This is a genomic window from Rhizobium sp. 01T417 (assembly GCF_056398905.1).
This window is the reverse complement of the sequence record NZ_JBFTQH010000030.1, coordinates 26,127-49,394: the sequence shown is the minus strand read 5'-3', so window position 1 is coordinate 49,394 and position 23,268 is coordinate 26,127. Positions and strand designations below refer to the sequence as shown.

Here is a 23,268-nt window from a genome sequence, read left to right as displayed (position 1 = left end):
CAGACTTTCCAAGCCGCCAGTGGTGCCGCAGTTGCCGCAATGGGCTTGAGATGCTATAAATCCGATTGCAAAATGCAATCGGATTTTGGGGCGAGGCCACTGACGCCGAAAGGATTTGTGCCATGGACACCCTGCAAACATCGCGCGAGCAGACCGTTCGCGGGCTCTACGATGCCTATCTTCAGGGCCGCAAGGAGATCGCGGCCGGGATGCTGACGGAGGACTTCACCTTCTCCAGCCCGCGCGACGATCACATTGATCGCGTAGCCTATTTCAGCCGTTGCTGGCCCGAGCCGCCGCCATTTCGCGAGATCGAGATCGAGCACCTTGAGATCGCGGACGACGAGGCCGTGGTACGCTACCGGGCCGAAAAGCATGACGGCGGGGCATTCCGCAACATGGAGGTCATGCGCTTCAGGGGCGACAGGATCGCCTCGGTGGACGTCTATTTCGGTCGCAACGCCTAGAACATGTCCCTCGAAACGGGAGCAGGCCCGAGACATAGGCGAAAGGGAAAACGGAACTCGGTAGCGGGCCCGCGCCAGGCGTCCCGGTCTTGCCGCCGAACACGATATTAGCGATGCGCGACGAGTTTCGTCAGTCTGTCGTTCTCTCTCGGCCCGCTCTCCAAATCCGGTACCGGATTTCCACGTCGACGGGTGCAAACACCACGAGGGGAAGCCTGCTGTTGTATCGCAAGAGCGGCTCGTCCGAGCTCCGCACGAACGTTTTCTTCTTGGTATTGTCCGGGCACGCCATCCGCGTACTCGCGACCGCGCCAACTCCGGTAACGACGTAGTAGTCATATCCCCAGCCATCGACCGTGCGCTTCTCCAGCTGGGAGCCGATGGTATGTCGATTGCAATCCACCAACTCGGTTCGACCGACGATCACGCCAACCCGGCGCTCATCTTCGTCGGAACGCTTCGGCAGGAAGATAACGTGTCGTTGCTGGCCCGCTGGCGCCTCGGGAAATGCCTTCAACTCGTCCCGCGCCTGACGGGACTCCGCCGCAGAAGCCCCACTCACCGCAAGCGACAGAAAAACCAGAACTGAAATTGAGTATTTCGCAGCTTTACCCGCCCAAAATGAAGTTGCCATTTTTCACCCTTTTACCCGCAATGGTGGTCGAGGTTGGGTCGCCGATACAGCTATCGCTTTCACGTGACGCCCGTCCAGCTTGCATGCCCAGACCAAGTGCCCGTAGATTATCCAGAAAGGCCATGTTAGCGTCGGGTTGTATTTCAGCGCCTTGAGATGGAAAAAGCAATGCTTCGTTTAGGCCGGAAGTATAATCGCTTAGCGTCAACGGCGAGCTGCGGATGTGCAAACCCGGAGCTCCACAGGGTCTCAAACCACCTCGCGGATTATTCTCGCAGAAGTTTTCTGAAGACTGTCGGGCCGCGATCGCGGCAGGCCTACCAGGTCTGGCAAGCGCGCAGTCTTCGCCCCCGCAAAAGCTGATGCTGCGACAGGCTCGTCTGTTTGACGGCAAGACAACTACCCTGCGAAACTCGGTCCAGATACTGATCGAAGGCAATGTGGTGTCGTCCATTGACGCGAACGGCAATCCTCCGCCCGCCGACGCGACGGTTATTGACTGCGCTGGCAGGGTCGTGATGCCGGGCCTGATCGATGCCCATTGGCATTCGATCTTTGCCGCGGTGCCATTGAACGTTCTTCTTGCAGGTGATCCCGGCATAATTTACGCCGCGTCGACTGCCGAAGCAGAGCGGACCCTCATGCGCGGGTTCACCACCGTGAGAGACCTGGGCGGGCCCGTCTTCACCTTCAAACAGGCAATCGACACCGGCATCATTCCGGGTCCCCGCATCTTTCCTGCGGGGGCAATGATCACCACGTCCGGGGGGCACGGCGACCTCAGGATGCCGTCGGAAATACCCGCGAAAGATGGCCAACTCAGTGTCGGCGAATTGCTTGGCGCCTCGGCGATCGTCGATGACATCGGCTCACTGAAGCGGCGCGTCCGCGAGCAACTCTTGCAGGGCGCGTCCCATATCAAACTGGTGGGAGGCGGCGGTGTCTCCTCGCCTCGCAGCCCTCTCGACATGACGACGTTCAGTGAAGATGAAATCCGGGCCGCCGTCGAGGTGGCCAGGGATTGGAACACCTATGTCACGATCCACGCTTACGCTCCCCATACCGTGCAGCGCGCTATCGCGGGGGGCGTCGCCTGCGTCGAGCATGCCCATTTGATGGATGAGGACACGGCAAGAATGTTCGCGGACAAGAACGTCTGGCTGAGCACCCAGCCGTTTCTGAGCATGGAAGACGCCGCGTCGCAAACGGGTCCGGGTGTCGAGCGCGTCAAGCAGCTGTTTGCCGGCACGCCGAAGGTGTACGACTACGCCAAGAAGTACGGCATCAAGCTTGCCTGGGGATCGGATGTCCTCTTCTCGCCGCAGCTGACGCCCCGTCAAAACATCATGCTGACCCATTTGTCCAACTGGTTCAGCAATGCCGACGCGCTGAAGATGGCAACCTCGGTTAATGCCGAGCTGCTCGCTCTTTCAAATTTGCGAACACCCTATACGGGGAAACTCGGGGTTATCGAAGAAGGGGCACTCGCGGATGTGCTGGTATGGAACGGAAATCCGCTTGACGATATTCGATTGATCGAAGCACCGGAAAAGAATTTGTTCGTCATCATCAAGGATGGCCGCGTCCACAAGAACGTGCTGTAGTCACGCCACGTCGGCGGCGGAAAGCTTGCGCGTTTCGCTGCCCTCTTATCCCAAGCCTCGCACTCCACCCGATTGCACCGTGAACATAGCGAGTGGTGCAGTGGCGTGATAGGTGTTGGACTTGGATCAAGCCCAGCATTCACCTGAACTCCTAGCAAAGGACAAATGCCATGGGAGACCAGAAGCGCCCGCTCCAACCAGGGGAATACGCTCCCGCCTTCGCACTTCCCTCGGCAAATCAAAAAGGAACGGTCTCACTCGCGAGCCTCCACGGTCAACCTTTTCTGATCGCCTTCTTCCGCGGGTTGCACTGCCCGTTCTGCCGGCGTCAGGTGGGGCAACTCGGTAGTCTACAGCCTGCCCTGCGCGCCGCGGGGGTGGAAACAGTTGCCGTGATCAACACGCCGGTAGAGCGCGCCCGCATTTATTTCGAGCACCGGCCGACGCCGGCCGTGCTCCTGTGTGACGAGGCTTGCTCCACGCACCGGGCCTTCGGCGTGCCGCACGGTGAGTTCCTGCCCGAGGACAGCGGCGAGAAACCAGTATGGCCCTATCGGGCAAGCATGGAGCAATTCGAGGCCGCTCGCATTAACCCGACGGGTGAATTGCCGGAAGCGTTACACCCGATGGCGGCCAACGCCTTACTCAACGCCAAAGACGACTTCGAGCTTACTGACGTCGATCATGCCATCTTCGCAAGCCACCCCACACAGCTTGTCGGGCACTTCCTCATCGACGGCGATGGCATCGTTCGCTGGGTGCAGATTGAAGCGCGCGACGGGCCTGACAGCCTCTGCATCTTTCCAAACGCGGCGGAAATGCTTGCCGCTGCCAGCAGCCTCCGACGCTGAAGGCGTTGCATCTCCGACATTCGTCACGCATTTGCGCCGCTACCGGACACCTCATGGTCGCAAGGCAAGCTCGCCGAGGTGACTGCGGACCCATTTCACCTCCTCTGAGGCGGTGCGGCGGAAGTGCCTTTTGAAGTCGCGGCTGAATTGGGCTGGGCTGAGGTAACCAACCGACAGCGCGGCCTCTGCGATCGTTTTTTCCTGGCGCGCCATGGTCAGCGTTGCTTCGTGAAGCCGCATCGCTTTGACGTATTGCATCGGGCTGCTGCCTGTCAGCGCCTTGAAATGTGCGTGATAGGAGGGGACGCTCATGCCCGCTTCCTGCGCGAGCGCAGTCACTGAAATTTCCGAGCTGTAGGTTTCGCGCAATCGGGCGAGGCTTTGGACGATCTTGCCGGAGGTGCCTTTCTGCTGTAGCGCCGCAATCATCTGTGCGCCCTGCGGGCCGACGAGGATGCGATAGTGCAACTCGCGCAAGATGCCTGCGCCCAGAACCACCATCTCCATGGGATCGTCGCAACAGGCGTAGCACGACATCCTCGATGTAGGGTTCCATTCTGCTGGACATAAGACTTCTCGCCGCGGTGCCCGCCGGTCCGGAACGCCGTGCCTCAACGTCCGAGGCGATCTCGGCCGCGAGCTGCATGTCGAATTCGAGATAGACCGCGAGCAGGGGGCACTCTGCGCTGGCGACGGATTCCATCCGGAACGGAACCGGGACCGAGACCGCCAGATAATGCTCCTCGTCGTAGAGATAGACCTCGCCTTCAAGCATTCCCTGCTTGCGACCCTGCAGCACGAAAACCGCACCAGGCTTGTAGAGGACGGGTATGTCGTGGAGGACCTCTTCGGTCCTGAGGATGCCGACGCCGTGAAGCCCCGTCGGATTGTAGCCGTGACGCGGGGCGAGGCGTCCGGCCAGTTCCACAAGCTCCCGGTGCCTTGATGGCGCGCCCTTCGCATTTATAGGATTTGGCAAGACACTCATAGTTTCCGCAATCGATGAACCTGTAGGGAAAGATTATCAGTCAAATAGTTATCACCAATCAAGAAGAGATTGTCCACCATGTCACAGAAGACTTTCTTCATCACAGGCGCGAATTCCGGGTTCGGCCTGGCTGTCGCGACGGCAGCCAGCGAACAGGGACATACCGTCATTGGCACCGTCCGCTCCGAAGCCTCGCAAGCAAGGCTTGCGGAACGCTTGCCGGCGGTCCGTTCCGTCCTTTGCGACGTGACCGAATTCGACAGGATACCGGACGTCGTCGAGCAGGCTGAGAAAGACCACGGCCCGGTCGACGTCCTGATCAACACTGCCGGTTACGGTCACGAAGGGCTCCTCGAGGAGTCGCCGCTCGACGAAATGCGTCGTCAGTTCGACGTGAACGTCTTCGGCGCCGTTGCGGTTGCCAAGGCTTTCCTGCCGCGTTTCGCGAGAGGCGCCGCGGGTTCATCGTCAATGTCACGTCGATGGGCGGCATGATCACCATGCCCGGCATCGCCTATTACTGCGGCAGCAAGTTCGCGCTTCAGGGGATATCGGAGGTGATGCGTGCGGAAATGGCGCCGTTCGGTGTCCACATCACCGCACTCTGCCCCGGCTCGTTCCGGACCGACTGGGCCGGCCGCTCGATGGCAAGGACTGAGCGGTCCATCGACGACTACGACGCGCTGTTCGATCCGATCCGAGAAGCGCGGCAAGCAAAAAGCGGCAAGCAGCTTGGCGATCCCAACAAACTCGCGGCAGCCGTGCTTAGCCTCATCGAGTCTGCCAATCCTCCACCGCAACTCCTGCTTGGAAGCGATGCGCTCAAACTCGTGTCGGACAGGATCGAGCGCCTGCAGCAGGAGATTGAGGCTTGGAAATCCGTCACGGTCTCGACCGACGGGTAATAGCGCAATGACAAAGGTGGCCGCGGTTCGGATTTCCGATCACGCGGTCTGCCGCTCTCCTCATACTGAGGAGCGTTTCGAGCCGTAAGCAGTCGTTGTTGGCACTCGTTGCGTGTTGCCGAGAACAAGGCGCGGCAAGAGAATCGGAAGATCGCCACGTGCTTTAGGGCATTGGCAGGCTGCCTATTTCGTCTTCCTGGACACCACCCCCACAGCCGGCGCTACCAGCGCGAATTCCTTCATCTCGTCGGGAGACAGGTAGTAGAGCCTGTCGGGGGGCGTTTCCATGGCGTGGATCCAGAGGTCCGGCTTGATTCCCATGTCGTCGAGATGTCGGGTGATATCGGCGGTGGTGCGTTGGGCTTCGGACATGGCGAGATCAGGCGACAGCTTCTCCCTGGTGGCGTTGAAGACCTGATGTACGCCGATGACAGCATCCTTGTCGGCCGTACGGACGACGCCGCCGGCCATGACGATCGGGCAGGAGGAAACACAAAGCGCGCCGCTGGCGACGCTGGTCGCGATCTTGCGTTCGCGGATAACCGTGGAGATGGCGATCGCGTCGCCAATCGATCCGCCTGGCGAATCGAGCGCGACTGTTTTGACGTACTCGCCACGGGCCCGGATTTCGGCGTCAAAGCGTGCGGCCGCGCCGGGTTCGATCGTGCCCTGCGCAAGGAGCACGCCGTCCGCCCGCAGTTCGAAGCGGATCGGCCTCATCAGGACCTCGGGGTCCGCGGTGATCTCGGCAGGTGCGTTTTGGGGTTTGCCCTGCGTGAGAGCCGGCGGAAGCATGGGTAGGGCACCCGGCGTAAGTGGATCGGAGGCCGGACTGTTGGGACTGGCGGAGCTGATCTCATGCCAGTCTATCACCACGAAGACGGCGGCTGCGGCGAGGAGAGCGTGGAAGGCATGCCGCATCAGCGTGCCGTCATCGGCGGAGAGCACGTAGTCCTTCAACCTTTGCCCCGCCGTTTCCAGTCTCATGCCGGCGGTCCTTTGCGTGGTCCTTTGCCTGACAGGTCGAAGCTTGCGACATTCGACTGGTCCGCCGCTTCACTGCGCTCTGCAGCATCCATGGCGGCCTCGACGTCGGCACCCTGCTGCTGGATCTCACGCCTCACTTCCAGCGCCTGCAACAGTTCGGCTGCGGTAATCCGTTCGGCGAAGGGCAGGCGCTGCTCCTGCTGGCGCAGCGTCGAGTGGACGATCGACAGCATGAAGATCAGCACCGCCGGCAAGATATCGATCGAGATGGCGCCGGCCCAGCTGGGGATGAAGTCGCCGGCGTAGCGCAGCACCGCTTCGGCCGAGGAGAGTGGAACGAACCGCCGTTCGGACACCGGCTTGCGCTCGAGGATCTGGTCGGCTGCCTGTGAGAGCACCTTCGATTGCGCCGCGACGGAGGATCGGATCGTTTCCATCACCTGGTCTTGCCGGGTGACAAGATCCGCCTCGCGTCCATCCGCCACCGGAGCGATGAAGCCGAGCGACAGGTCTTCCGCCGCGCGCTTGACCGACGGCGCGATCGAGGTCTGCTCCAGCGAGGTGATGACGCCGGAAAGCCCGACGACTTCGGCAGCGAACTGATCGGCGCGCGGATTGATCGCGCCCGGCGCCGACACCAGCGTCCGCATCGTCTCGAGATGCTTGCGGCCCGCGTCGAAGAGCGTCGTCACCCGTTCGCGCGAGGCGTTGATGCCGTTTTCGAGCTCGGTCAGCTGCGAGGCCATCTGCGACAGGAGCTGCACGACGCTGCCGGCCCCGGTCGTACCGGTCAGCGCGCCGGTCTCGCGTTCCTGGTCGGCGAGGCGCTGGAACCGTTCCTGCGTGCGCTGGATGTCGGGCAGCAGGCTCTGGGCAGCGAGGGCGTTCTGATGCGCCTGGTCGAGATCGGCCGTGTAGTCTTCCAGCGTTTCGGCCAGATGCTGTTCGAGCGCCGCGGAACCCGCCAGCGCGGCCGCGTTGAGCCAGCTCGACATGGCGATGATCATCGCGCAGCCGAGCGCCATGACACCAAGCATGGCCGTCCGCCCGCCTGTACTGGTCACGTGCGGATAAAAACGGGCCATGTAGGTCCAGAAGGCGTAGATCGCCACCGAGACGGCGCTGGAATAGATGAGCGCCGCGAAGAACACGGCGGTTGCCGATCCGTCGAGGATGCTCCGCACGCCGAGATAGGTGTAGACGCCGGAGGCGAGCGCCAGGATCGCGAACGCGAACCGGGTCATGGTCTCGACGGATTCGATGCCTTCCTGCAAGCGATGCGACGTGCCGAGCGCCATGGTCTCCTCCGGGCCAATGCATGCCTTCCGAAAGCGCGCAGCCGTTCGAGGCAAGGACATGCACATGAACAAAGACCTAAGGCAGGTCGCGTAAGTCTTTGTTCACGCGATCGGCCTTAGCTCCTTAAGAAACCAATATAATACCGGCAAAAGCAAGGCTTGGCATCAGGCCGAAGCCTGACGCCGTCAAGCCTTATTCGGCGGGCGTGCTGTCGGCCGATGGCGCACGCAACGACTTTTCGGAGATGTCGATCATCGGTGTGAAGCCTGCCGCCGGCATGCGGACTTCGTCGCGTTCCTCGAGGGCGGCGGTGGGGACCACGACGCCCGGCCGTTCGCTGCGTGCGACTTCGAGCTGGCCAGTCAGGATGGCGCGCTCGGCGCGCAACTGCCGGATCTCCGACTTGGCAATCTCCAGGCTGGTGCGCAGCTGGCCGATTTCGTAGCGATCGGAATCCATGCGCGTATCGATGTCGCGGCGCAGCGCATCGGCATCCCGGTCGCGGCGCACGCGCAGGCTCTCCGCCTCACGCAGCTTCAGCGTCAGCTCGTTGGTCTGCGTGGCGAGTTCGCGGCGGGCGGACTCGCTCTCGGCGCCGGTCGTGCGTGCGCGCTGCAGTTCCTCGGCAAGGCGCTCCGAGCGGGAGAGGGCGGTGACGAGTTCCGATTTGACGCGCTTGAGATCGGCGCGGGCTGCCTGCAGTTCCTCATCCGTCATCTTGTTGCGGCCGTTTGCCGTGACGAGCAGCTTCTCCACGAGTTCGGCCTTGGAGCCGATCGCCTCGTGCTTCGTCGTCAGGTGGGCGATCTCGAGCGCCGAGGAGGCCTGCAGGGTCTCGTGCTCGACTTCGAGCCGCTTGTGGCGCTCCTCGAAGAGGGCGAGGTCCTGCTTCAGGCTCGCAACGGCCATCTGCAGGTTGCGCACCTGGGCTTCCTGTTCGATGAGGCTGGATTTCAGATGGCTGCGTTCCTCGTTGAGACGGGCCATTTCGCGCGCCTGGGTGCCGTTTTCGCGGCGCGAGGTTTCGATGAGCAGCTGGTGCGCCATCGTCTCGTTGTCGAGCTTTTCGCGGGTGGCCGAGAGTTCGCGGCTGCGCTGGTCGAGCTCCGTCTGGGCGCGCTTTAGGAGTGTCGAGGCTTCATCGAACTGGATGGCGCGATCCGTCAGTTCACGTTCGGCATCGAGCAGCCGGTTTTCGATGATCGTGAATTCTTCGCGCGTGACCTGATGCACGCTCTGAAGCTTTGTCAGCTCGTCGCGGAAGGCGTCGATCCCGGAGCGAAGCTGCGCGTTGTCGGCGTAAAAAGCCTTGTTCTCGGCAGTCAGGCGAAGATTGTCCTGGTCCGCCTTTTGACGCGCATGGCTTTCGTAGTCGAGAAGCGAGCTGATGCGCGCGCATTCGGCGCGGAGCGCACCGGTCTCGTTCAGCGACTGGCTGTGAGTGCCGAGCAGCGAGGAAACGCGCTCCTGTAGCGATGTGAGGCTCGACAGCAGGTCTTCCGACGTCCGCTGGTTTTCCTCCAGTGCCGAACCGAAAGCAGCGAAATCGTTGACGTCAGGGATAGCATAGCGCAGCGGCTCTTCGGCGGCCGGGCGTTGATCCGTTATCGAAGCGGGTCGGTATCCTGTTGTCGACAGCGACTTGCCGCCGTCTTCTGCGCGACGAAAAAAACTCATGACCATGACTTATGCCCCAAAAGTACCTGTCAAAACGCCGGCGAAATATGGATTTCAGCTAATTAAGCGACCTATCGAAAATTGCCTTGATTCCGTACACGCATGCTGTGCGTGCATCTAGAAACGGCGGCGCGGTCGCTGTCAAAATACGCAAGATGACAATCAACAGGTTTGAGGGGCTGACCTGTGACATTCGCGCAACAGCCGCCTGGCGACCTTATTCCTCAGGGAGAATCCGCATGCCGTCCGTCTCAAGCTCGCTACCGAGTTCGACACTTTTCGTCTGCTTGTCGTAGACGCAAAAGTAGCTAACGAAGCCGTTCGCGCCCTTCGGTTTGCCGGTTACAAGGGCGATGCCGTAGTGCTCGCTGCCGAACGGATCGACGACTGCATGTGGAAACTCGATCGAGGCGCGCGCCGCCTGTTTGCACTTGGCTTCAACCTCGGACGCGAACTCCTGCCAGGCGTCGCCTGAGGAGGCGCGGGCGGTTCCCGCCGCAGCGATTGCCATGGCAAGTATGCAAAAGCGGATTTTATTCCTCTGCATCTGAAAAGCCCGTCTTCCAGCTGTTGTAAAACTCGCCCATGATCAGCGATTTAGGGCTGCAAAGCCAAGTGCTTGGCGAAGGCAATTTTTCCTCTCTGCCCGTCTTTTTTGATATTTCGCAGGTTGCCTCTCCATGCTTGCGCTCCTATGTTCCGCCTCACCTGCCGATTACGCAAACTATTGCCAAGAGGAGACCCACAATGGCTTTCGAATTGCCCGAACTTCCCTATGACTACGAAGCGCTTCAGCCCTTCATGTCGAAGGAGACCCTGGAATTCCATCACGACAAGCACCACAAGGCTTACGTCGACAACGGCAACAAGCTCGCGGCAGAGGCAGGCCTTTCCGATCTCTCCCTCGAAGACGTCGTGAAGAAGTCGTTCGGCACCAATGCCGGCCTCTTCAACAATGCTGCCCAGCACTATAACCACGTCCACTTCTGGAAGTGGATGAAGAAGGGCGGCGGCGGCAACAAGCTGCCGAGCAAGCTCGAAGCTGCCATCAATTCCGACCTCGGCGGCTACGACAAGTTCAAGGCTGATTTCATCGCTGCCGGCACGACCCAGTTCGGCTCGGGCTGGGCATGGGTTTCCGTCAAGAATGGCAAGCTCGAAATCTCCAAGACCCCGAACGGCGAAAACCCGCTCGTTCACGGCGCGACCCCGATCCTCGGCGTCGACGTATGGGAACACTCCTATTACATCGACTACCGCAACGCGCGTCCGAAGTACCTGGAAGCTTTCGTCGATAGCCTGATCAACTGGGACTACGTCCTGGAGCGCTACGAAGCCGCAGCGAAGTAATCGGCTCGCACAAAAAAGATGTCAGCACCCGGCGCCTCGAAACGCCGGGTGTTTTTGTTTTCGATGACTGTCACAAGCTTGTCATGCCGCGCGCCTAAAGCGCTGACATGACATCCTTTTCCGATCTTCCCATTCTCCGTTTCGGCGTCGTCGCAGATCCGCAATATGCGGCGAGGGAGCCGCATGTCGGAATGAACCGCCACTATGCCAGAAGCCTTGCCAAGCTCTCCGCGGCGGTCGAGGTTTTCAATGGCGAGGAACTGAGCTTCGTCATCACGCTCGGCGACATCATCGATCGGGACTTCGAGAGCTTCGACGACATCCTCCCCGTCTACGACCGCCTGAGACACGAAAATTTCTTCCTGCTCGGCAATCATGATTTTTCCGTCGCAGCCGATCGGTTGGCCGATGTCGCCGCCCGCGTCGGTCTGGCATCGACTTACTACAGCTTCGCCAGGCAGGGGTGGCGGTTCATCGTTCTCGATGGCAACGAGGTCAGCACCTTTGCGCCGCCGGAAGGGCATCCCTATCGGGACATAGCCGCCCGTCGGCTCGCCGAGCTTAGGGCAGCCGGCGCCATCAACGCGCAGGAGTGGAACGCCATGCCGAGCGACGAGCAGGTCGCCTGGCTTTCCGACCAGATTGACAAAGCCCGTGCTGCAGGCGAGCGGGTTATCGTCATGAACCATTACCCCGTCTATCCGCCGAACGCGCACGACAGCTGGGACCGCGAGCGCATCATCACTCTTCTGACGGCGCACGAACATGTCGCGGCCTACTTCAGCGGCCACAACCACGCCGGCAATTTCGGCACGCTCGAGGGATGCCATTTCCTCAATTTCAAGGGAATGGTCGATACCGAGACCGAGAATACCTTGGCTATCGTGGAAATCTGGGCCGATCGCATCGAAGTTCACGGTTTCGGCCGTGAGGACAGCCGGACGCTGAAGCTCCGCTAGGCTGCCGCCAATCGTTGCCTGGATAGGGCCGGCAAAGGGTGCCGCCTTCAACCCATCGGTAGGGCTTGCTGCACCTGCTGTGCTATCTCGCTTCGATCCATCGCGCCCAAAAGGCCGTCCTTTGTGTCGCAGCCATCTTGGAAAAGATCGAAGAGCGTTGAGGCTGCTCGGCAGCCTTCGAGGCTATTCGGGTCTTTCTTGTGCAGGTAGCACCACTCCGAAAGAGCCTCGAACACGACATTGATGTCATCTGTAAAGGAGATCACGTTTGATAGGTCTGTCATTTCATTCGATGCTCCGCTCAGGCAGAAGCACGAAACTCCCAAGCGGCCGTTGCCAACAGATGCCGACCGATCATGGATAATACTGCCTGCGACGCAGCATGGCTATTAATTAAGACATAGCGGGCCTCCACCAAACGCGCTGGCCTCAGAAGTCCGGGGGAATTGATCTGATCTCTCGCAGATAATGTGCGATTGTCGCCAGTTCGACGACGCTAGGCATGCTTTGGACGATGTCCTCCGGTTGGCACCACGGATAGGGGAGCGATGTGATCCAATCCATGACCGCTCCCAAATGATCCGCCGAAATGATCTCCATCCGATCGATGCTAATGACTAGCCTTTGGACAAGACCTTGGATGTCGGAAAAGTACCAATCGTAGCGGCCGCAGCCAATTCGGATGTCTCCGTTATTCTTCGCCGACATGCCGACGAGCCAATGGCATGGAAAATGGCGTCGATTGGCGTCTGTGGGGCGAGCCAGGCAGAAAGTATAGACATTTTCGAAGTCGTTCGCGAAACGCCGGCAGAGAATCTGTTCGATCTCAGGCAGGCCCTTGGCTGAACTTGGAAAGGAGATGGCGTCGGTCTTGACCACCATCTCCAGCGCAATATCCTCGGCGAAGGCGTGGCGCATCAGGAACGGCCGGTTCCCGTCTTTCGCATGGAAGTACGCACTGACGGCTTCGAACGGACTTGGCATGGCGTAACCTCCGCAATAGACCCGCATCACCCTATCCTATTTTGCTGTTACGGTGGGCGACGGAGGCGCGGTCGTGGTCGTGATAACAATCCCGTCGCCCATTCAATCCGAAGCGGACTTTTTGGAGGCTGGACTTTAGCGTCTGGCTTTCCATTTCCCTTCGATCGAAACCCATCGAAACGTGCCTCGGCCATTGAAGATTGCGACCTACAACGTCAACGGCGTGAACGGACGCCTCGAGATCCTTCTTCGCTGGCTGAAGGAGGACAAGCCCGACGTCGTATGCCTGCAGGAACTGAAGACGGAAGACGCCCGGTTTCCACGCGGTGCGCTCGAGCGGGCCGGCTACGGCGCAATCTGGCACGGACAAAAGAGCTGGAACGGCGTCGCGGTCCTATCCAGGGGCTCGACGCCGATACTGACGCGGCGCGGTCTTCGGAGCGATCCTGATGACACGCACAGCCGCTACATTGAGGCAGCCATCGACGGCATCCTTGTCGGGTGCCTCTATCTTCCGAATGGAAATCCGGCCCCTGGCCCGAAGTTCGATTACAAGCTCCGTTGGTTCCGACGGCTGCACGAATATGCAGCCGAATTGCGCGACCTCGAAATTCCGGCCGTTTTGGCTGGTGACTTCAACGTCATGCCGACGGAAATCGACGTCTACAAGCCGGAGCGCTGGCTGGATGACGCCTTGTTCCGGCCGGAGGTTCGCAAGGCCTATGCCGATCTGGTCGCACAAGGCTGGACCGACGCCGTAAGGCACCTGCATCCGAACGAGCGCATCTATACCTTCTGGAAGTACTGGCGAAACTCCTTCGAACGCGACGCTGGTCTCCGGATCGACCATTTCCTGCTCAGCCCGATGATCGCCCCATGGCTCAAGTCTGCGAGCGTGCGCAGGAAGCCCAGGAGCTGGGAACATACGAGCGACCATGCGCCAGTGATGATCGAGCTTGAGGTTCCCAAGCGCGAAGACGACGCGTGAACACGAGCGATGAAACTGGAAGGAACGCAAGATGGATGCCGACCTCGATACGATGTCGCGGAACGAATTGATCACGGAGGCGAAGCGCCTCCGCGACGCGATCAGAAAACACCGCGACGCCACAGGTCACGACCTCTGTTGGCATCATCCTCAGCTCTGGGAAATGCTGCCGGAAAAGCTCAATCCCGACATCGCGGTGCCTCCCTGGCCGAAGTTCCTCCGAGGTTGCGTCCGCTATCGTGAGAGTTTGGATCGGCAGAAGCCCGACGCACCGGTCCTGGACGAAGAGTTCAAAACCTGATTCGCGCCAACTTCACCGACGGTGAAACTCGGGCGGAAGCGGAGAGCACTGGCGTGCACCTTTCATCCACTCAGGTGGTTGCAGTGGCTGGCGTGTTCATCCACTCGCTCGTCCAGAGCTGCCGCAACCGGTCGCCTTCGCCTCGGAAATAGGCGTCTGCCGCTTCGCAATGCTCCACACGATCGCTGCGAAAATTGCGGATTGCCTGACGCAGCTCACACCAGGCGACAATGTTGGCGGTCTGCGAGTAATAGATGAGGGCGATCGGCTGGATCCTGCGCTCCGTCGTGCGGCCGAGTTCGTCGCGGTAGTAAAGTTGCAGTTTCTGTTCGTCGCGGATGGCGCGACGAACCAGACCAAGATCGAGCCCGACAGGAGATTGGGCAACCGATCCCCAGGCGTAGAGCGCTTTTCGTTCCATCGCCTGGCGCAGCGGCGCAGGTACGGCGCCTGTTATCTTCTGGTTGACGCCCTTGGCCGCCTGCTTGAGTTCCTCGTCGCCGGTTCGATCGAGCAAAGCCAGCGACAAGACGATGGCCTCCATTTCCTCGACCGAGAACATCAGCGGCGGCAGGTCGAAGCCCGGCCGCATGATGTAGCCGATGCCCCGGCCGCCCTCGATCGGAACCCGCATCGCCTGCAAGGCGGCGATGTCGCGATAGATCGAGCGCACGGTCACCTCAAGCGTCTCCGCCATGGCCGCCGCCGTCATCGGTCTGGTCGCCAATCGCAGGATCTGGATGATCTCGAAAAGCCGTGAGGCCTTGCGCATTTTTCGCCTCCGTTGGTCCAGGCTCCTGACAATACACTGTCAGTTGGGCAGTCGTATAGCTTTCCCTATCGAATTGAAAATCAACACGGTCTTGGAAATCGACCTTGAATTGGATAGCGGGTAACTGACATGACTTACAGCGAAAATCTCTGGCTCTACTTCACCCTTCTCTTCGGCATCATCATTGTCCCGGGGATGGACATGCTGTTCGTGCTGGCCAACTCCCTGAGCGGCGGCAGGCGCACGGGCATTGCTGCGACCGCCGGCATCGTGGCGGGCGGGGCGGTGCATTCGCTCTATGGCGCTATCGGTGTCGGTGTGCTCGCCGTCCTCCTGCCGACCCTGTTCAACCCGCTGCTCTTTGCCGGCGCCGCTTACATGGCCTGGATCGGCTTCACGCTGATTCGCAGTTCGATCACCGTGGAGACCGTCGGGGCGGGCGGTCTGGGCTCGGGCTGGCGGGCATTCCGCCAGGGCGCGGCGACCTGCCTGATGAATCCCAAGGCCTATCTCTTCATGATCGCCGTCTACCCGCAATTCCTGAAGCCGATCTATGGACCGATCTGGGCGCAGGGCCTGGTCATGGGCTTTATGACGATGGCGACCCAAGCGGCTGTCTATGGCACTCTAGCGCTGACAGCGGCGCGAAGCCGCACTTTGCTGGTGTCCAATCCCAAGGCGACGATCCTCGTCGGACGGGTCGCAGGCGCCCTTCTGATCGCCGTCTCAATACTGACGGCATGGCATGGCTGGCGCGTGTCCGTATGAGGAGGGCGCCGCCACCTGACGGTCCATCTTTCCTGATGTCTCACCCACTTGTTACTTTTTTGGTCTGAAAAATTTGCAATGATGCCGCCCGTCCAGCGAAGCCGGGGCTTTGAGGACCTTTGGTAATCAAACAGGAGTGCAGACATGAGACTGAAAGCTATAACCGCGGCAGTGCTCATCGCCGGTCTGGGGGTGATAGGCGTTGCGATTGCAGCGGAGGACGGCACGCACGAAGCACGTTCTGCGCTGATGAAGAAGGTCGGGGGCGCGGCAGGGGCAATGACAGCGATCGCCAAGGGCGAGAAGCCTTATGATGCGGAAGCGGTGAAGGCTGCCCTGATGACGATCTCGGAAACGGCAAAGGTTTTCCCGGATCAATTCAAGCCAGGCACCGAAACCGGGGATAAGGCAGCAAGTCCGAAGATCTGGGAAGATCACGAGGATTTCAAGGCTCGTGCGGCGAAGCTTTCAGCGGATGCCGACAAGGTTCTCGCCCAGCTTCCGACCGACGCAGCCGGAGTCGGCGGCGCTCTGAAGACGCTTGGCGGCAACTGCGGCGGCTGTCATGAGAAATTCCGCATAAAGACCGAATAGCGATCCAGGCATTTTGCTCGAACGATCCGTGCCAGCCTTGCCGCCGGTGCGGATCGTTTTATGTTTTCCGCAAAGCGGTTGGCAACAGGAGCGGTGAATGATCCGCAGGTTCGTCCGGTATTTGCTCTGTCTCGTCGGTGTATTCGTCATTGGCGGGGCGGTCTTCTATTTCATCACCGCGCCCAACGCGCTCCCCGAAAGCCACTGGGCCAACCTCGGCGACCCCGACCTGAAGAACGGCGAGATGGTCTTCTGGACGGGTGGCTGCGTCAGTTGCCACGCCGCGCCGGGATCGGAGGGCGATGCCAAGCTCACCTTGTCGGGCGGCCTGGCGTTGAAGAGCCCCTTTGGCACATTCCACGTGCCCAACATCTCGCCCGATGAGAAGGCGGGTATCGGGACATGGACGCTGGCGCAGTTCGGCAATGCGATGAAGCGTGGCGTCTCGCCGAACGGACAGCATCTCTATCCGGCCTTTCCCTACAATTCCTATGCCCGGATCAGCGACAAGGACATCAACGATCTCTTCGGCTATCTGAAGACGCTGCCGAAGAGCGGGAACGTCGCCCCGCCGCACGACTTGCCTTTCCCTTATAACATCCGGCTGGCATTGGGCGGCTGGAAGTTCCTCTATTTCAACGACGAGCCGCGCGTCGTGCTCGCGGCCAATGTCGACGACAAGGTCAAGCGCGGCCAGTATCTGGTCGAAGGCGCCGGCCACTGCGGCGAATGCCACACGCCGCGCGATCGGCTTGGCGGCTTCGTGGCAAACACCTGGCTGTCGGGAGCACCGAATCCGGAAGGCCGGGGCCGCATCCCTAACATTACGCCAGGCTCGAAGACCGTCGGCTCATGGAGCCAGGACGATATCGCCAACTATCTGGAAACCGGCTTCACGCCCGACTTCGATACGGCAGGCGGCTCGATGGCGGAGGTGCAGCGCAACCTCGCTCGTCTGCCGAAGCCGGAGCTCGAGGCGATCGCAGCTTACCTGAAGGCGGTTCCGAGCCATTAATATTAGCGATATCTCAAAAATGCCGCATTGCAGCACTCCACTCGGCTCCACGCACTGGAATGCCCTGTGGCGAACCCCGGTTCGCTTTCCGAACGACGCCCAAGAACGTCTTCCGAAAGGACAGCCGCATGCATGTTACGTCGGTCAACTCTGCGGATGATCTCGAAACTGTTGCCCGCAAGGGCGGCAAATTGCGGCGCATGGTCGCCCGGTTGCCGACCTACATGGCCGACATCCGCGAAAATCCTGCCTGGCTGCCGATGTTCCTGCTGGCGCGCACCGTCCCGGCGCGCAAGGTGCATTGGCTGACCGCGCGGCGCAGCAATGGTGCGATCGAGAATCTGCCGACGCTCTTCAAGGGCGTGAATCATGCAGATGCCGTCGCGGCGCTGCGGCGCGACGGGATATTTCCGAACCTGAGCCTACCCGAGGCGATCACCCGTGAAATCGCCAGCTTTGCAGGCGCGACCCCATGCTTTGGAAATTTCGATCGCAAGATCGAGTTCCTGGCGTCCGATCGCCGAGCCGTGGAGCAGCAATGGGGGCGACCGATCCTGAGCGGCCACCATTTCGAGCGAGCGCTTGATTGCCCAGCCGTTCGTGCTGTCCAGCGCGATCCGGTTCTGTCGGAGATTGCGCGCTGCTATCTCGGTGCGCAGGCCCGGCTGATCACCACCCGCACCTGGTGGAGTTTTCCGACGAGAGCAAGCGAAGCCGACCGCAGCCTGGCATCGCTCGACAAGTATCACTTCGATCTCGATGACTGGCGGATGCTGAAGTTCTTTTTCTATCTCGTCGATGTCGACGAGGGCACCGGTCCGCATGTCTATGTCAGGGGCAGCCACAACAAGCGGCGCCTCAAGCACCAGTTGACCCTTCTGGTCGGCCACCCCGCGCACGAGATCCTCGAATTCTACGGCAAGGAGAGCGTGATGACGCTGACCGGCGCGGCCGGCTTCGGCTTCGCCGAGGATCCCTTCGGTTTTCATATGGGCACGGTTGCCAAGACGAAGCCGCGTCTGATGATGGAGGTGGGCTTCGGTGTTTCCAAGCCCTCACGCCGCCGCTTCCACGGTGAGCCGGTCCTTCGATAAGACAAGCGGCGCGTCGGCCTAGGCCGCCTTCGGCTGATGCTCGGCGCCGAACATCAGGACATATTGGTCGAGGTCGTCGCCTGCGTGCCCGAGGGCGCGGTAGATTTCAGCAGCAAAGGTCATCGGTGCCGATCCCGGCGCCGTCACCAGCTTTCCGGCGCGCACTGCCTGCGGGCTGTCCTTGTAGTGCGCCTGGCCGGCATAGCCCGGCGCGCTGGCGATGAAGTCGGCGGCGTTGCTGGTATGGTCGGTCGCATTCAATGCTCCGGCGCGCGCAAGCGCCAGAGTCGCGCCGCAGATTCCCGCCACGAGCTTGCCATGCGTAGTGAAGTCGTCGATCACAGGCTTCAGATCGGGTGCCTTTTCCGTTTCCCAGATCGTGCCCCCACACAGCACCAGCCCGTCGAAGGCATTGGCATGCAGGTTTTCCGCGACGGTGTCGGACGCAACGCGCATGCCGCCCATCGAGCGCACCTCAGCGCCGTCGGGCGTTGCGATCACCACGTCGAAGCCGAAATAGGAGCGCGCGGAGGCCGTCAGTTGGGCGACCTCCCAGTCGGCGAATCCATCGGTGAGGACGATTGCAAGTCGGGTCATCCGTTTCTCCTTGCAGGCTGTCCGGGGCGGTCAATGCCGCTCATGCCAAAGCTTGCATATAGCGCATGCCGGTGACCGGGCGAGGCACGAAGTCCATATTCTCGTAGAAGCGATGGGCCTGTACATTGCCGGTGGCGGCGCTGACTGAGAGGTAGCCGCAGCCTGCACTGCGGGCCGTGTCGCGGGCGCGGTTGACGAGATGCTGACCGACGCCATGGCCGCGATGGCCGTCCCGCACGAAGAGATGATGCAGATCCATGCCGCGAGCACCGTCCTGCGCCCTGTAGAGCGGCACAAGAATGGCGTAGCCGATCAGGCCTTCATCGCTTTCGGCAACCAGGGCGCTGATCCATGGCACCGGACCGAACAGGTCACGCTCGAGCTGCTCCGGGCTCGAGGCGGCCGGATCGCCGTGGTGCTTGGCGAGCAGGCCGATCATTTCGTTGAGTTCGGGCAGGTCACGCGGCTTGGCGGCGCGGATATTGATCACCGGCGGGCGGATCAATGAGATTTCGGTGTCTTCGATTTCAAGCATGGTCTTCGCGTCCCTGTGTGGTGTTCTGCCGTCAGGACGCTGCCGATACAACAAAGCCGCCTGACGGCGGCTTGTTGACAATATGATCTGTCCGGCCGCCCCTTACAGGTACAGCCAAAAATACGAGCTGGTGATGTGCGCGTTCTTGATCATGTGTTGATAGATCATCCAGAACGCGGTGTTTGTCAATGGGTTTTGTGAGCTCGCGCTTGGAAGCGAACAGCGTCGCCTGACGCAGCCGTCCGATCGCTCGGTCACCGACATCGAGAGCCAGATCGGCAAGTGTCATGCCGATCTGTACGCCGCCGCTGATCGCTCTTGGCGCCGAAATCGCGAGGCCGTTGATGTCGCTTTTCATCTCAGGGATATTTGTATATAGGGTACCCCCCTATGCTAAATGGATAAGCTTATGTCCCACACCACGCACCAGAAGAAGAAGCTGCTGGCTCGCGTCAGCCGTCTGAAAGGCCAACTGGAAGCCGTCGAGCGCGCGCTGGAGGCGGAGCGACCCTGCGGAGAGATCTTGCAGCTGCTTGCCTCGATCCGCGGCGCCCTGAACGGCCTGACCGGTGAAGTGCTGGACGACCACCTTCACGAGCATGTCCTGCATGCCGCCGATGAGAAGGCCCGGATGGAGGCCGTCGAGGAAATATCCGAAGTTCTGCGAACCTACATTCGCTGAGACAACCGACATGAGGAGCGTGCGATGGCCGCACAGACCCAAACACTTGAGCACGACCACGTTTTCCTGGGTGCCGACCACGACCGCAACGCCCGGCGCGTTTGGTTCGTCATTGCGCTCACCGCCGTCATGATGGTGGTCGAGATCGGCGCCGGAACCTACTACGGCTCCATGGCGCTGGTCGCCGATGGCTGGCACATGTCGACCCACGCGAGTGCGCTGCTGATCTCGGCGGTTGCCTATCTCTATGCCCGCCGTCAGGCGCACAATCCGCGCTTCACCTTCGGCACCGGCAAGCTCGGCGATCTCGCGGGCTTTGCCAGCGCCATCATTTTGATGCTGATTGCGCTCCTGATGGCCTGGGAGAGCTTCCTGCGCATCACCCATCCCGTGCAGATCAGTTTCGCCCAGGCGATCGGCGTCGCTGTCGTCGGTCTGCTGGTCAATCTGGCGAGCGCCTGGCTCCTGAAGGACGACCATCATGGCCACAGCCATGGCCATTCCCACCATCACGAGCATCACCATCACGGCGATCATGCCCACCATGGCGACCATGCACATTCCGCACATGCCTCGGACAACAACATGCGCGCCGCCTACGTCCATGTCATCGCGGATGCGCTGACCTCGGTACTTGCCATCACCGCACTGCTGTTCGGCAGCCTCTACGGTTGGCTCTGGCTTGATCCGCTGATGGGCATCGTCGGGGGCCTTATCATCGCCCAGTGGTCGTGGGGCCTGATGCGGTCGTCCGGCCGCGTGCTGCTCGATGTCGTGCCGCAGGAGGCAGATCTACAGGACGAGATCCGTTCGGCGCTGGAAACGGGCGGCGAGCGGATCACCGATCTCCATGTCTGGCAGGTCGGTCCCGGCCACCACGCCGCGATCGTCGCTCTGGTGACCCCACAGGCGGAAAGTCCTGCCTTCTACAAGGCAAAGCTCGGACCCGTTGCCGGCCTCTCGCATGTCACCGTCGAGGTCACGCAGTCCGCAGCCGCTTGACGCGACTCATCTGGGCCACAATCAGTCTCTAACCAAGTGTTCGTTGATTTGAGGCAGAGGAATTTTCATGCGTGGCTTTTCGATCCGTCGCCGGACCCTTCTCGGTTCGGCATTGCTTTCACCTGCCTTGCTCCTGCCGCGCGTTGCGTGGTCGGAAAACAGCGACGATGAAATCAACCGGCGGATGGACGCGCTCGAAAAGGCGATCGGCGGTCGCATCGGCGTGTCGGCGATCGACACGGAGACCAACATCTCCTTCGGTTACCGCGAGACCGAGCGCTTCCCCCTCTGCAGCACCTTCAAGGTCCTGGCTGCGGGGTTGGTGCTGGCGCGTGTCGACAAGGGACAGGAAAATCTCGAGCGGCGCGTCGTCTACGAGCAGGACAAGCTCGTCACCTATTCGCCGGAAACGGAAAAGCACGTCGGCGGCGAGGGCATGAGCATCGGCGAACTCTGCGAGGCGGCGATCACTCTGAGCGATAACACGGCAGGCAACCTGCTGCTGGAGAGCTTCGGCGGACCGGCCGAGTTGACCAAATGGCTGCGCACGCTCGGCGATCGATCGACGCGGCTCGACCGCTGGGAAACGGCGCTCAACGAAGCCAAGGACGGCGACCCGCAGGATACGACCACGCCGGACGCGATGGTCGACACACTCGGTAACCTGACGCTGGGCTCGGCCCTGTCGGAACCGTCGCGTGACAAGCTGGTGGCGTGGATGGTGGCGAACACGACAGGCGGCGCGCGGCTGCGCGCCGGCCTGCCGGACACGTGGAAGATCGGCGACAAGACGGGCACCGGAAACAACGGCAGCGCTGCCGATATCGCCGTCGTCTGGCCGCCCGGTCACGGTGCGATCCTGGTCGCGGCTTACCTGACGCAGGCCAAGGCGCCGGTCTCCGAGATCAACCCTGTCTTCGCCGAGGTCGGAAAGATCGTGGCCGATATGGTCGGATAGCGCTTTCCTCTCAAAGAGATGCTACGGAACGTGAATCTCCGTCGCATCGATCTGAGTCAGTTTGTGAAGGCTTCATCGCCGAACTGAAGCGTTGTGCCAGGCAGGTTTCGTGAAATGTGGCGCCATTGGTCCTTTGGCAACTCAACATGACCGCTTTGCGCCGAAAGCAGCCGCCCTGTTGTCGCCTATCGCCATACTCACGCGATCGTTGCGAGCAGATCCTCCACCGAGGCAACGCGGACGAAGGACTGCGCCGCCGGGGCAAGATCAGGGTCCAGAGTAACCAATGCGTCCGCCTGGAGCTGCGCGACGGCGATGTATTCGGCACAATAGGTATTCGTCCATTCGAGTTTGCTGGCGATGTTCCACGCGTACCGCTGCAACACGCGGTCGCCGAGCAGTCGAATTCTCAGACCGCGAAGATAGTCCAGCTGATCGTCAGCTTCCCTCTTGTCCAGATCGCCATTACGAACCGCCGAGTAGAGGCGGGCCAATACCTGGGTTCGCAAGAGCGTCGGGGCAACCAAGGCGTGGCTGTCAGGGACCTCTGCGGCGTTCTTCGCGAGCAGGAGCGCAGCGTCTGCCGCGATCGCAAACCGCTTCTTCATCACGATCTTCCCTCCCTGGACATTGATGCGGATCCAGCTTGTGCGGTTAGATCATCCTCCCTCCAGTGCCGACAGCAAAAAATGCCCCAATCCGTCATCGAGCCCGCTCTGCCGCCTTCCGGTCGTCAGAAACGGTCCGCCGGATCGACCCGCTGGCAAAGCACGACTACGCCAGCTCCGCATCTAGGCACCGATGATCGTGTCGGTGCTCGGCTGGTCCTTGCTGTCGCCGTCGCCGGTCAGCTGCCGCTTCAGCTCGTCGGCAATCTGCTTTTCGATGGCCTCGCGCTGTTCTGGCGGCATCGCCTTGAGATCGTCCTCGGTCAGGCCGAGCCGCTGAAGGACCTGGTCGCGGATCCGCTCCGCCGGAGTCTGTTCGGCGAGATCAGTAAACTCGGAGACAACAGCGTCATGGCGTGCTTTCGCGGGATCTTCGGTGCCGTCCATGGTCACGGTGCCGCTGCTCTGCAGCGCCCACATCGTGCTGGAGATCGACGTCGGCGTGCTGCTTGGCTGCAGTGCCGCGCCGCTCTGGCGAACGCTGAGTTCGATATCACCCGTCTGTTGCTTGTTGCGTTGGCCGGATTGGCTGAAGAGGTTGCTCAGTCCATAGGTGCTGGAAATGCTGCTGCCGATCTTCATGAAAATT

26 protein-coding genes and 3 pseudogenes are annotated in these 23,268 nt (G+C 61.0%); 15 read left to right on the top strand and 14 right to left on the bottom strand.

The window, feature by feature from the left end:
* Window positions 1–122 precede the first annotated feature (122 nt).
* Window positions 123–467 (top strand): nuclear transport factor 2 family protein, encoded by a 345-nt coding sequence (locus AC1DPR_RS23895; protein ID WP_113471781.1) that lies wholly within the window; start codon window positions 123–125, stop codon window positions 465–467.
* A 130-nt stretch (window positions 468–597) separates the two neighbouring features.
* On the opposite strand, the gene eco is transcribed toward AC1DPR_RS23895, so the two are convergent.
* Window positions 598–1,101 (bottom strand): serine protease inhibitor ecotin, encoded by a 504-nt coding sequence (gene eco, locus AC1DPR_RS23890; protein ID WP_477817248.1) that lies wholly within the window; start codon window positions 1,099–1,101, stop codon window positions 598–600.
* Between the two features lie 168 nt (window positions 1,102–1,269).
* Here eco and AC1DPR_RS23885 point away from each other — a divergent pair.
* Both AC1DPR_RS23885 and AC1DPR_RS23880 read left to right on the top strand, forming a co-directional pair.
* Window positions 1,270–2,705 (top strand): annotated as a pseudogene (locus AC1DPR_RS23885) (metal-dependent hydrolase family protein).
* Between the two features lie 170 nt (window positions 2,706–2,875).
* The gene (locus AC1DPR_RS23880) at window positions 2,876–3,556 is read left to right on the top strand and encodes a redoxin domain-containing protein (RefSeq protein WP_113471779.1); all 681 of its coding nucleotides are present in this window, start codon (window positions 2,876–2,878) and stop codon (window positions 3,554–3,556) included.
* A gap of 51 nt (window positions 3,557–3,607) precedes the next feature.
* On the opposite strand, the pseudogene AC1DPR_RS23875 reads toward AC1DPR_RS23880, so the two are convergent.
* A pseudogene (locus tag AC1DPR_RS23875) lies at window positions 3,608–4,544 on the bottom strand (AraC family transcriptional regulator).
* 78 nt (window positions 4,545–4,622) lie between these two features.
* On the opposite strand from AC1DPR_RS23875, the pseudogene AC1DPR_RS23870 reads away from it, so the two are divergent.
* Window positions 4,623–5,449 (top strand): annotated as a pseudogene (locus AC1DPR_RS23870) (oxidoreductase).
* A 183-nt stretch (window positions 5,450–5,632) separates the two neighbouring features.
* Here AC1DPR_RS23870 and AC1DPR_RS23865 read toward each other — a convergent pair.
* The 4 genes from AC1DPR_RS23865 to AC1DPR_RS23850 all read right to left on the bottom strand — a co-directional run bounded on the left by AC1DPR_RS23865 (window position 5,633) and on the right by AC1DPR_RS23850 (window position 9,959).
* A complete protein-coding gene (locus AC1DPR_RS23865) occupies window positions 5,633–6,436 on the bottom strand; it encodes a COG3904 family protein (protein ID WP_113471778.1) in 804 nt (267 codons plus the stop codon).
* The gene (locus tag AC1DPR_RS23860; RefSeq protein ID WP_018116222.1) at window positions 6,433–7,734 is read right to left on the bottom strand and encodes a hypothetical protein; all 1,302 of its coding nucleotides are present in this window, start codon (window positions 7,732–7,734) and stop codon (window positions 6,433–6,435) included. Before AC1DPR_RS23860 ends, AC1DPR_RS23865 begins: the two co-directional genes overlap by 4 nt.
* Before the next feature lie 193 nt (window positions 7,735–7,927).
* Window positions 7,928–9,418, bottom strand: coding sequence for a coiled-coil domain-containing protein (locus AC1DPR_RS23855; RefSeq protein WP_113471777.1), 1,491 nt, complete (start codon window positions 9,416–9,418; stop codon window positions 7,928–7,930).
* A gap of 211 nt (window positions 9,419–9,629) precedes the next feature.
* Window positions 9,630–9,959: a hypothetical protein gene (locus AC1DPR_RS23850; RefSeq protein ID WP_025661062.1), complete on the bottom strand. Its 330-nt coding sequence runs from the start codon at window positions 9,957–9,959 to the stop codon at window positions 9,630–9,632.
* A 200-nt stretch (window positions 9,960–10,159) separates the two neighbouring features.
* On the opposite strand from AC1DPR_RS23850, the gene AC1DPR_RS23845 reads away from it, so the two are divergent.
* Together AC1DPR_RS23845 and AC1DPR_RS23840 are read left to right on the top strand one after the other, a co-directional pair.
* Entirely contained in the window at window positions 10,160–10,762 is a 603-nt protein-coding gene (locus tag AC1DPR_RS23845) for a superoxide dismutase (RefSeq protein WP_018116360.1), read from the top strand.
* 107 nt (window positions 10,763–10,869) lie between these two features.
* Window positions 10,870–11,721, top strand: a complete 852-nt coding sequence (locus AC1DPR_RS23840; RefSeq protein WP_113471776.1) for a metallophosphoesterase — start codon at window positions 10,870–10,872, stop codon at window positions 11,719–11,721.
* Between the two features lie 47 nt (window positions 11,722–11,768).
* Here the strand turns inward: AC1DPR_RS23840 and AC1DPR_RS23835 are convergent, their stop codons facing one another.
* The gene (locus tag AC1DPR_RS23835) at window positions 11,769–12,005 is read right to left on the bottom strand and encodes a hypothetical protein (protein WP_018859485.1); all 237 of its coding nucleotides are present in this window, start codon (window positions 12,003–12,005) and stop codon (window positions 11,769–11,771) included.
* A gap of 145 nt (window positions 12,006–12,150) precedes the next feature.
* Window positions 12,151–12,705 carry a hypothetical protein gene (locus AC1DPR_RS23830; RefSeq protein ID WP_113471775.1) on the bottom strand — a complete coding sequence of 185 codons (555 nt, stop codon included), beginning with the start codon at window positions 12,703–12,705 and terminating at the stop codon, window positions 12,151–12,153.
* A 193-nt stretch (window positions 12,706–12,898) separates the two neighbouring features.
* Between AC1DPR_RS23830 and xth the strand changes: the two genes are divergently transcribed.
* On the top strand, window positions 12,899–13,693 hold the full coding sequence (gene xth / locus AC1DPR_RS23825) for an exodeoxyribonuclease III (protein WP_018859483.1): 795 nt from the start codon (window positions 12,899–12,901) through the stop codon (window positions 13,691–13,693).
* 31 nt (window positions 13,694–13,724) lie between these two features.
* Window positions 13,725–13,994, top strand: coding sequence for a hypothetical protein (locus AC1DPR_RS23820; RefSeq protein WP_113471774.1), 270 nt, complete (start codon window positions 13,725–13,727; stop codon window positions 13,992–13,994).
* A gap of 70 nt (window positions 13,995–14,064) precedes the next feature.
* Here the strand turns inward: AC1DPR_RS23820 and AC1DPR_RS23815 are convergent, their stop codons facing one another.
* Window positions 14,065–14,766 (bottom strand): helix-turn-helix transcriptional regulator, encoded by a 702-nt coding sequence (locus AC1DPR_RS23815; RefSeq protein WP_018859481.1) that lies wholly within the window; start codon window positions 14,764–14,766, stop codon window positions 14,065–14,067.
* A 129-nt stretch (window positions 14,767–14,895) separates the two neighbouring features.
* Here AC1DPR_RS23815 and AC1DPR_RS23810 point away from each other — a divergent pair, with 129 nt between their 5' ends.
* From AC1DPR_RS23810 to AC1DPR_RS23795, 4 genes are all read left to right on the top strand, one after another.
* Window positions 14,896–15,534, top strand: coding sequence for a LysE family translocator (locus AC1DPR_RS23810; protein WP_018859480.1), 639 nt, complete (start codon window positions 14,896–14,898; stop codon window positions 15,532–15,534).
* Between the two features lie 144 nt (window positions 15,535–15,678).
* Window positions 15,679–16,128 (top strand): c-type cytochrome, encoded by a 450-nt coding sequence (locus tag AC1DPR_RS23805; protein ID WP_018116350.1) that lies wholly within the window; start codon window positions 15,679–15,681, stop codon window positions 16,126–16,128.
* Window positions 16,129–16,225: 97 nt separating this feature from the next.
* Window positions 16,226–17,143: a c-type cytochrome gene (locus AC1DPR_RS23800; RefSeq protein ID WP_113471772.1), complete on the top strand. Its 918-nt coding sequence runs from the start codon at window positions 16,226–16,228 to the stop codon at window positions 17,141–17,143.
* A gap of 128 nt (window positions 17,144–17,271) precedes the next feature.
* Entirely contained in the window at window positions 17,272–18,237 is a 966-nt protein-coding gene (locus tag AC1DPR_RS23795; RefSeq protein WP_018859478.1) for a phytanoyl-CoA dioxygenase family protein, read from the top strand.
* An 18-nt stretch (window positions 18,238–18,255) separates the two neighbouring features.
* Here AC1DPR_RS23795 and AC1DPR_RS23790 read toward each other — a convergent pair whose 3' ends face one another.
* From AC1DPR_RS23790 to AC1DPR_RS23780, 3 genes are read right to left on the bottom strand one after another with little or no spacing between them, the layout of a single operon-like run.
* Window positions 18,256–18,834, bottom strand: a complete 579-nt coding sequence (locus AC1DPR_RS23790; protein WP_018859477.1) for a type 1 glutamine amidotransferase family protein — start codon at window positions 18,832–18,834, stop codon at window positions 18,256–18,258.
* A 40-nt stretch (window positions 18,835–18,874) separates the two neighbouring features.
* The gene (locus tag AC1DPR_RS23785) at window positions 18,875–19,369 is read right to left on the bottom strand and encodes a GNAT family N-acetyltransferase (protein ID WP_018116573.1); all 495 of its coding nucleotides are present in this window, start codon (window positions 19,367–19,369) and stop codon (window positions 18,875–18,877) included.
* Window positions 19,370–19,400: 31 nt separating this feature from the next.
* Complete coding sequence (locus tag AC1DPR_RS23780; protein ID WP_113471771.1) at window positions 19,401–19,727, bottom strand: hypothetical protein; 327 nt, start codon at window positions 19,725–19,727, stop codon at window positions 19,401–19,403.
* A 51-nt stretch (window positions 19,728–19,778) separates the two neighbouring features.
* Between AC1DPR_RS23780 and dmeR the strand changes: the two genes are divergently transcribed.
* The 3 genes from dmeR (at window position 19,779) to bla (ending at window position 22,011) form a co-directional block, all read left to right on the top strand.
* The gene (dmeR, locus tag AC1DPR_RS23775) at window positions 19,779–20,051 is read left to right on the top strand and encodes a Ni(II)/Co(II)-sensing transcriptional repressor DmeR (RefSeq protein ID WP_018116571.1); all 273 of its coding nucleotides are present in this window, start codon (window positions 19,779–19,781) and stop codon (window positions 20,049–20,051) included.
* A 24-nt stretch (window positions 20,052–20,075) separates the two neighbouring features.
* The gene (gene dmeF / locus AC1DPR_RS23770; RefSeq protein ID WP_477817247.1) at window positions 20,076–21,053 is read left to right on the top strand and encodes a CDF family Co(II)/Ni(II) efflux transporter DmeF; all 978 of its coding nucleotides are present in this window, start codon (window positions 20,076–20,078) and stop codon (window positions 21,051–21,053) included.
* Between the two features lie 67 nt (window positions 21,054–21,120).
* Window positions 21,121–22,011 carry a class A beta-lactamase gene (gene bla / locus AC1DPR_RS23765; protein ID WP_018859474.1) on the top strand — a complete coding sequence of 297 codons (891 nt, stop codon included), beginning with the start codon at window positions 21,121–21,123 and terminating at the stop codon, window positions 22,009–22,011.
* 197 nt (window positions 22,012–22,208) lie between these two features.
* On the opposite strand, the gene AC1DPR_RS23760 is transcribed toward bla, so the two are convergent.
* On the bottom strand, window positions 22,209–22,619 hold the full coding sequence (locus AC1DPR_RS23760; protein WP_113471769.1) for a PIN domain-containing protein: 411 nt from the start codon (window positions 22,617–22,619) through the stop codon (window positions 22,209–22,211).
* A gap of 183 nt (window positions 22,620–22,802) precedes the next feature.
* A complete protein-coding gene (locus AC1DPR_RS23755; protein WP_113471768.1) occupies window positions 22,803–23,261 on the bottom strand; it encodes a hypothetical protein in 459 nt (152 codons plus the stop codon).
* Between the last annotated feature and the right edge of the window lie 7 nt (window positions 23,262–23,268).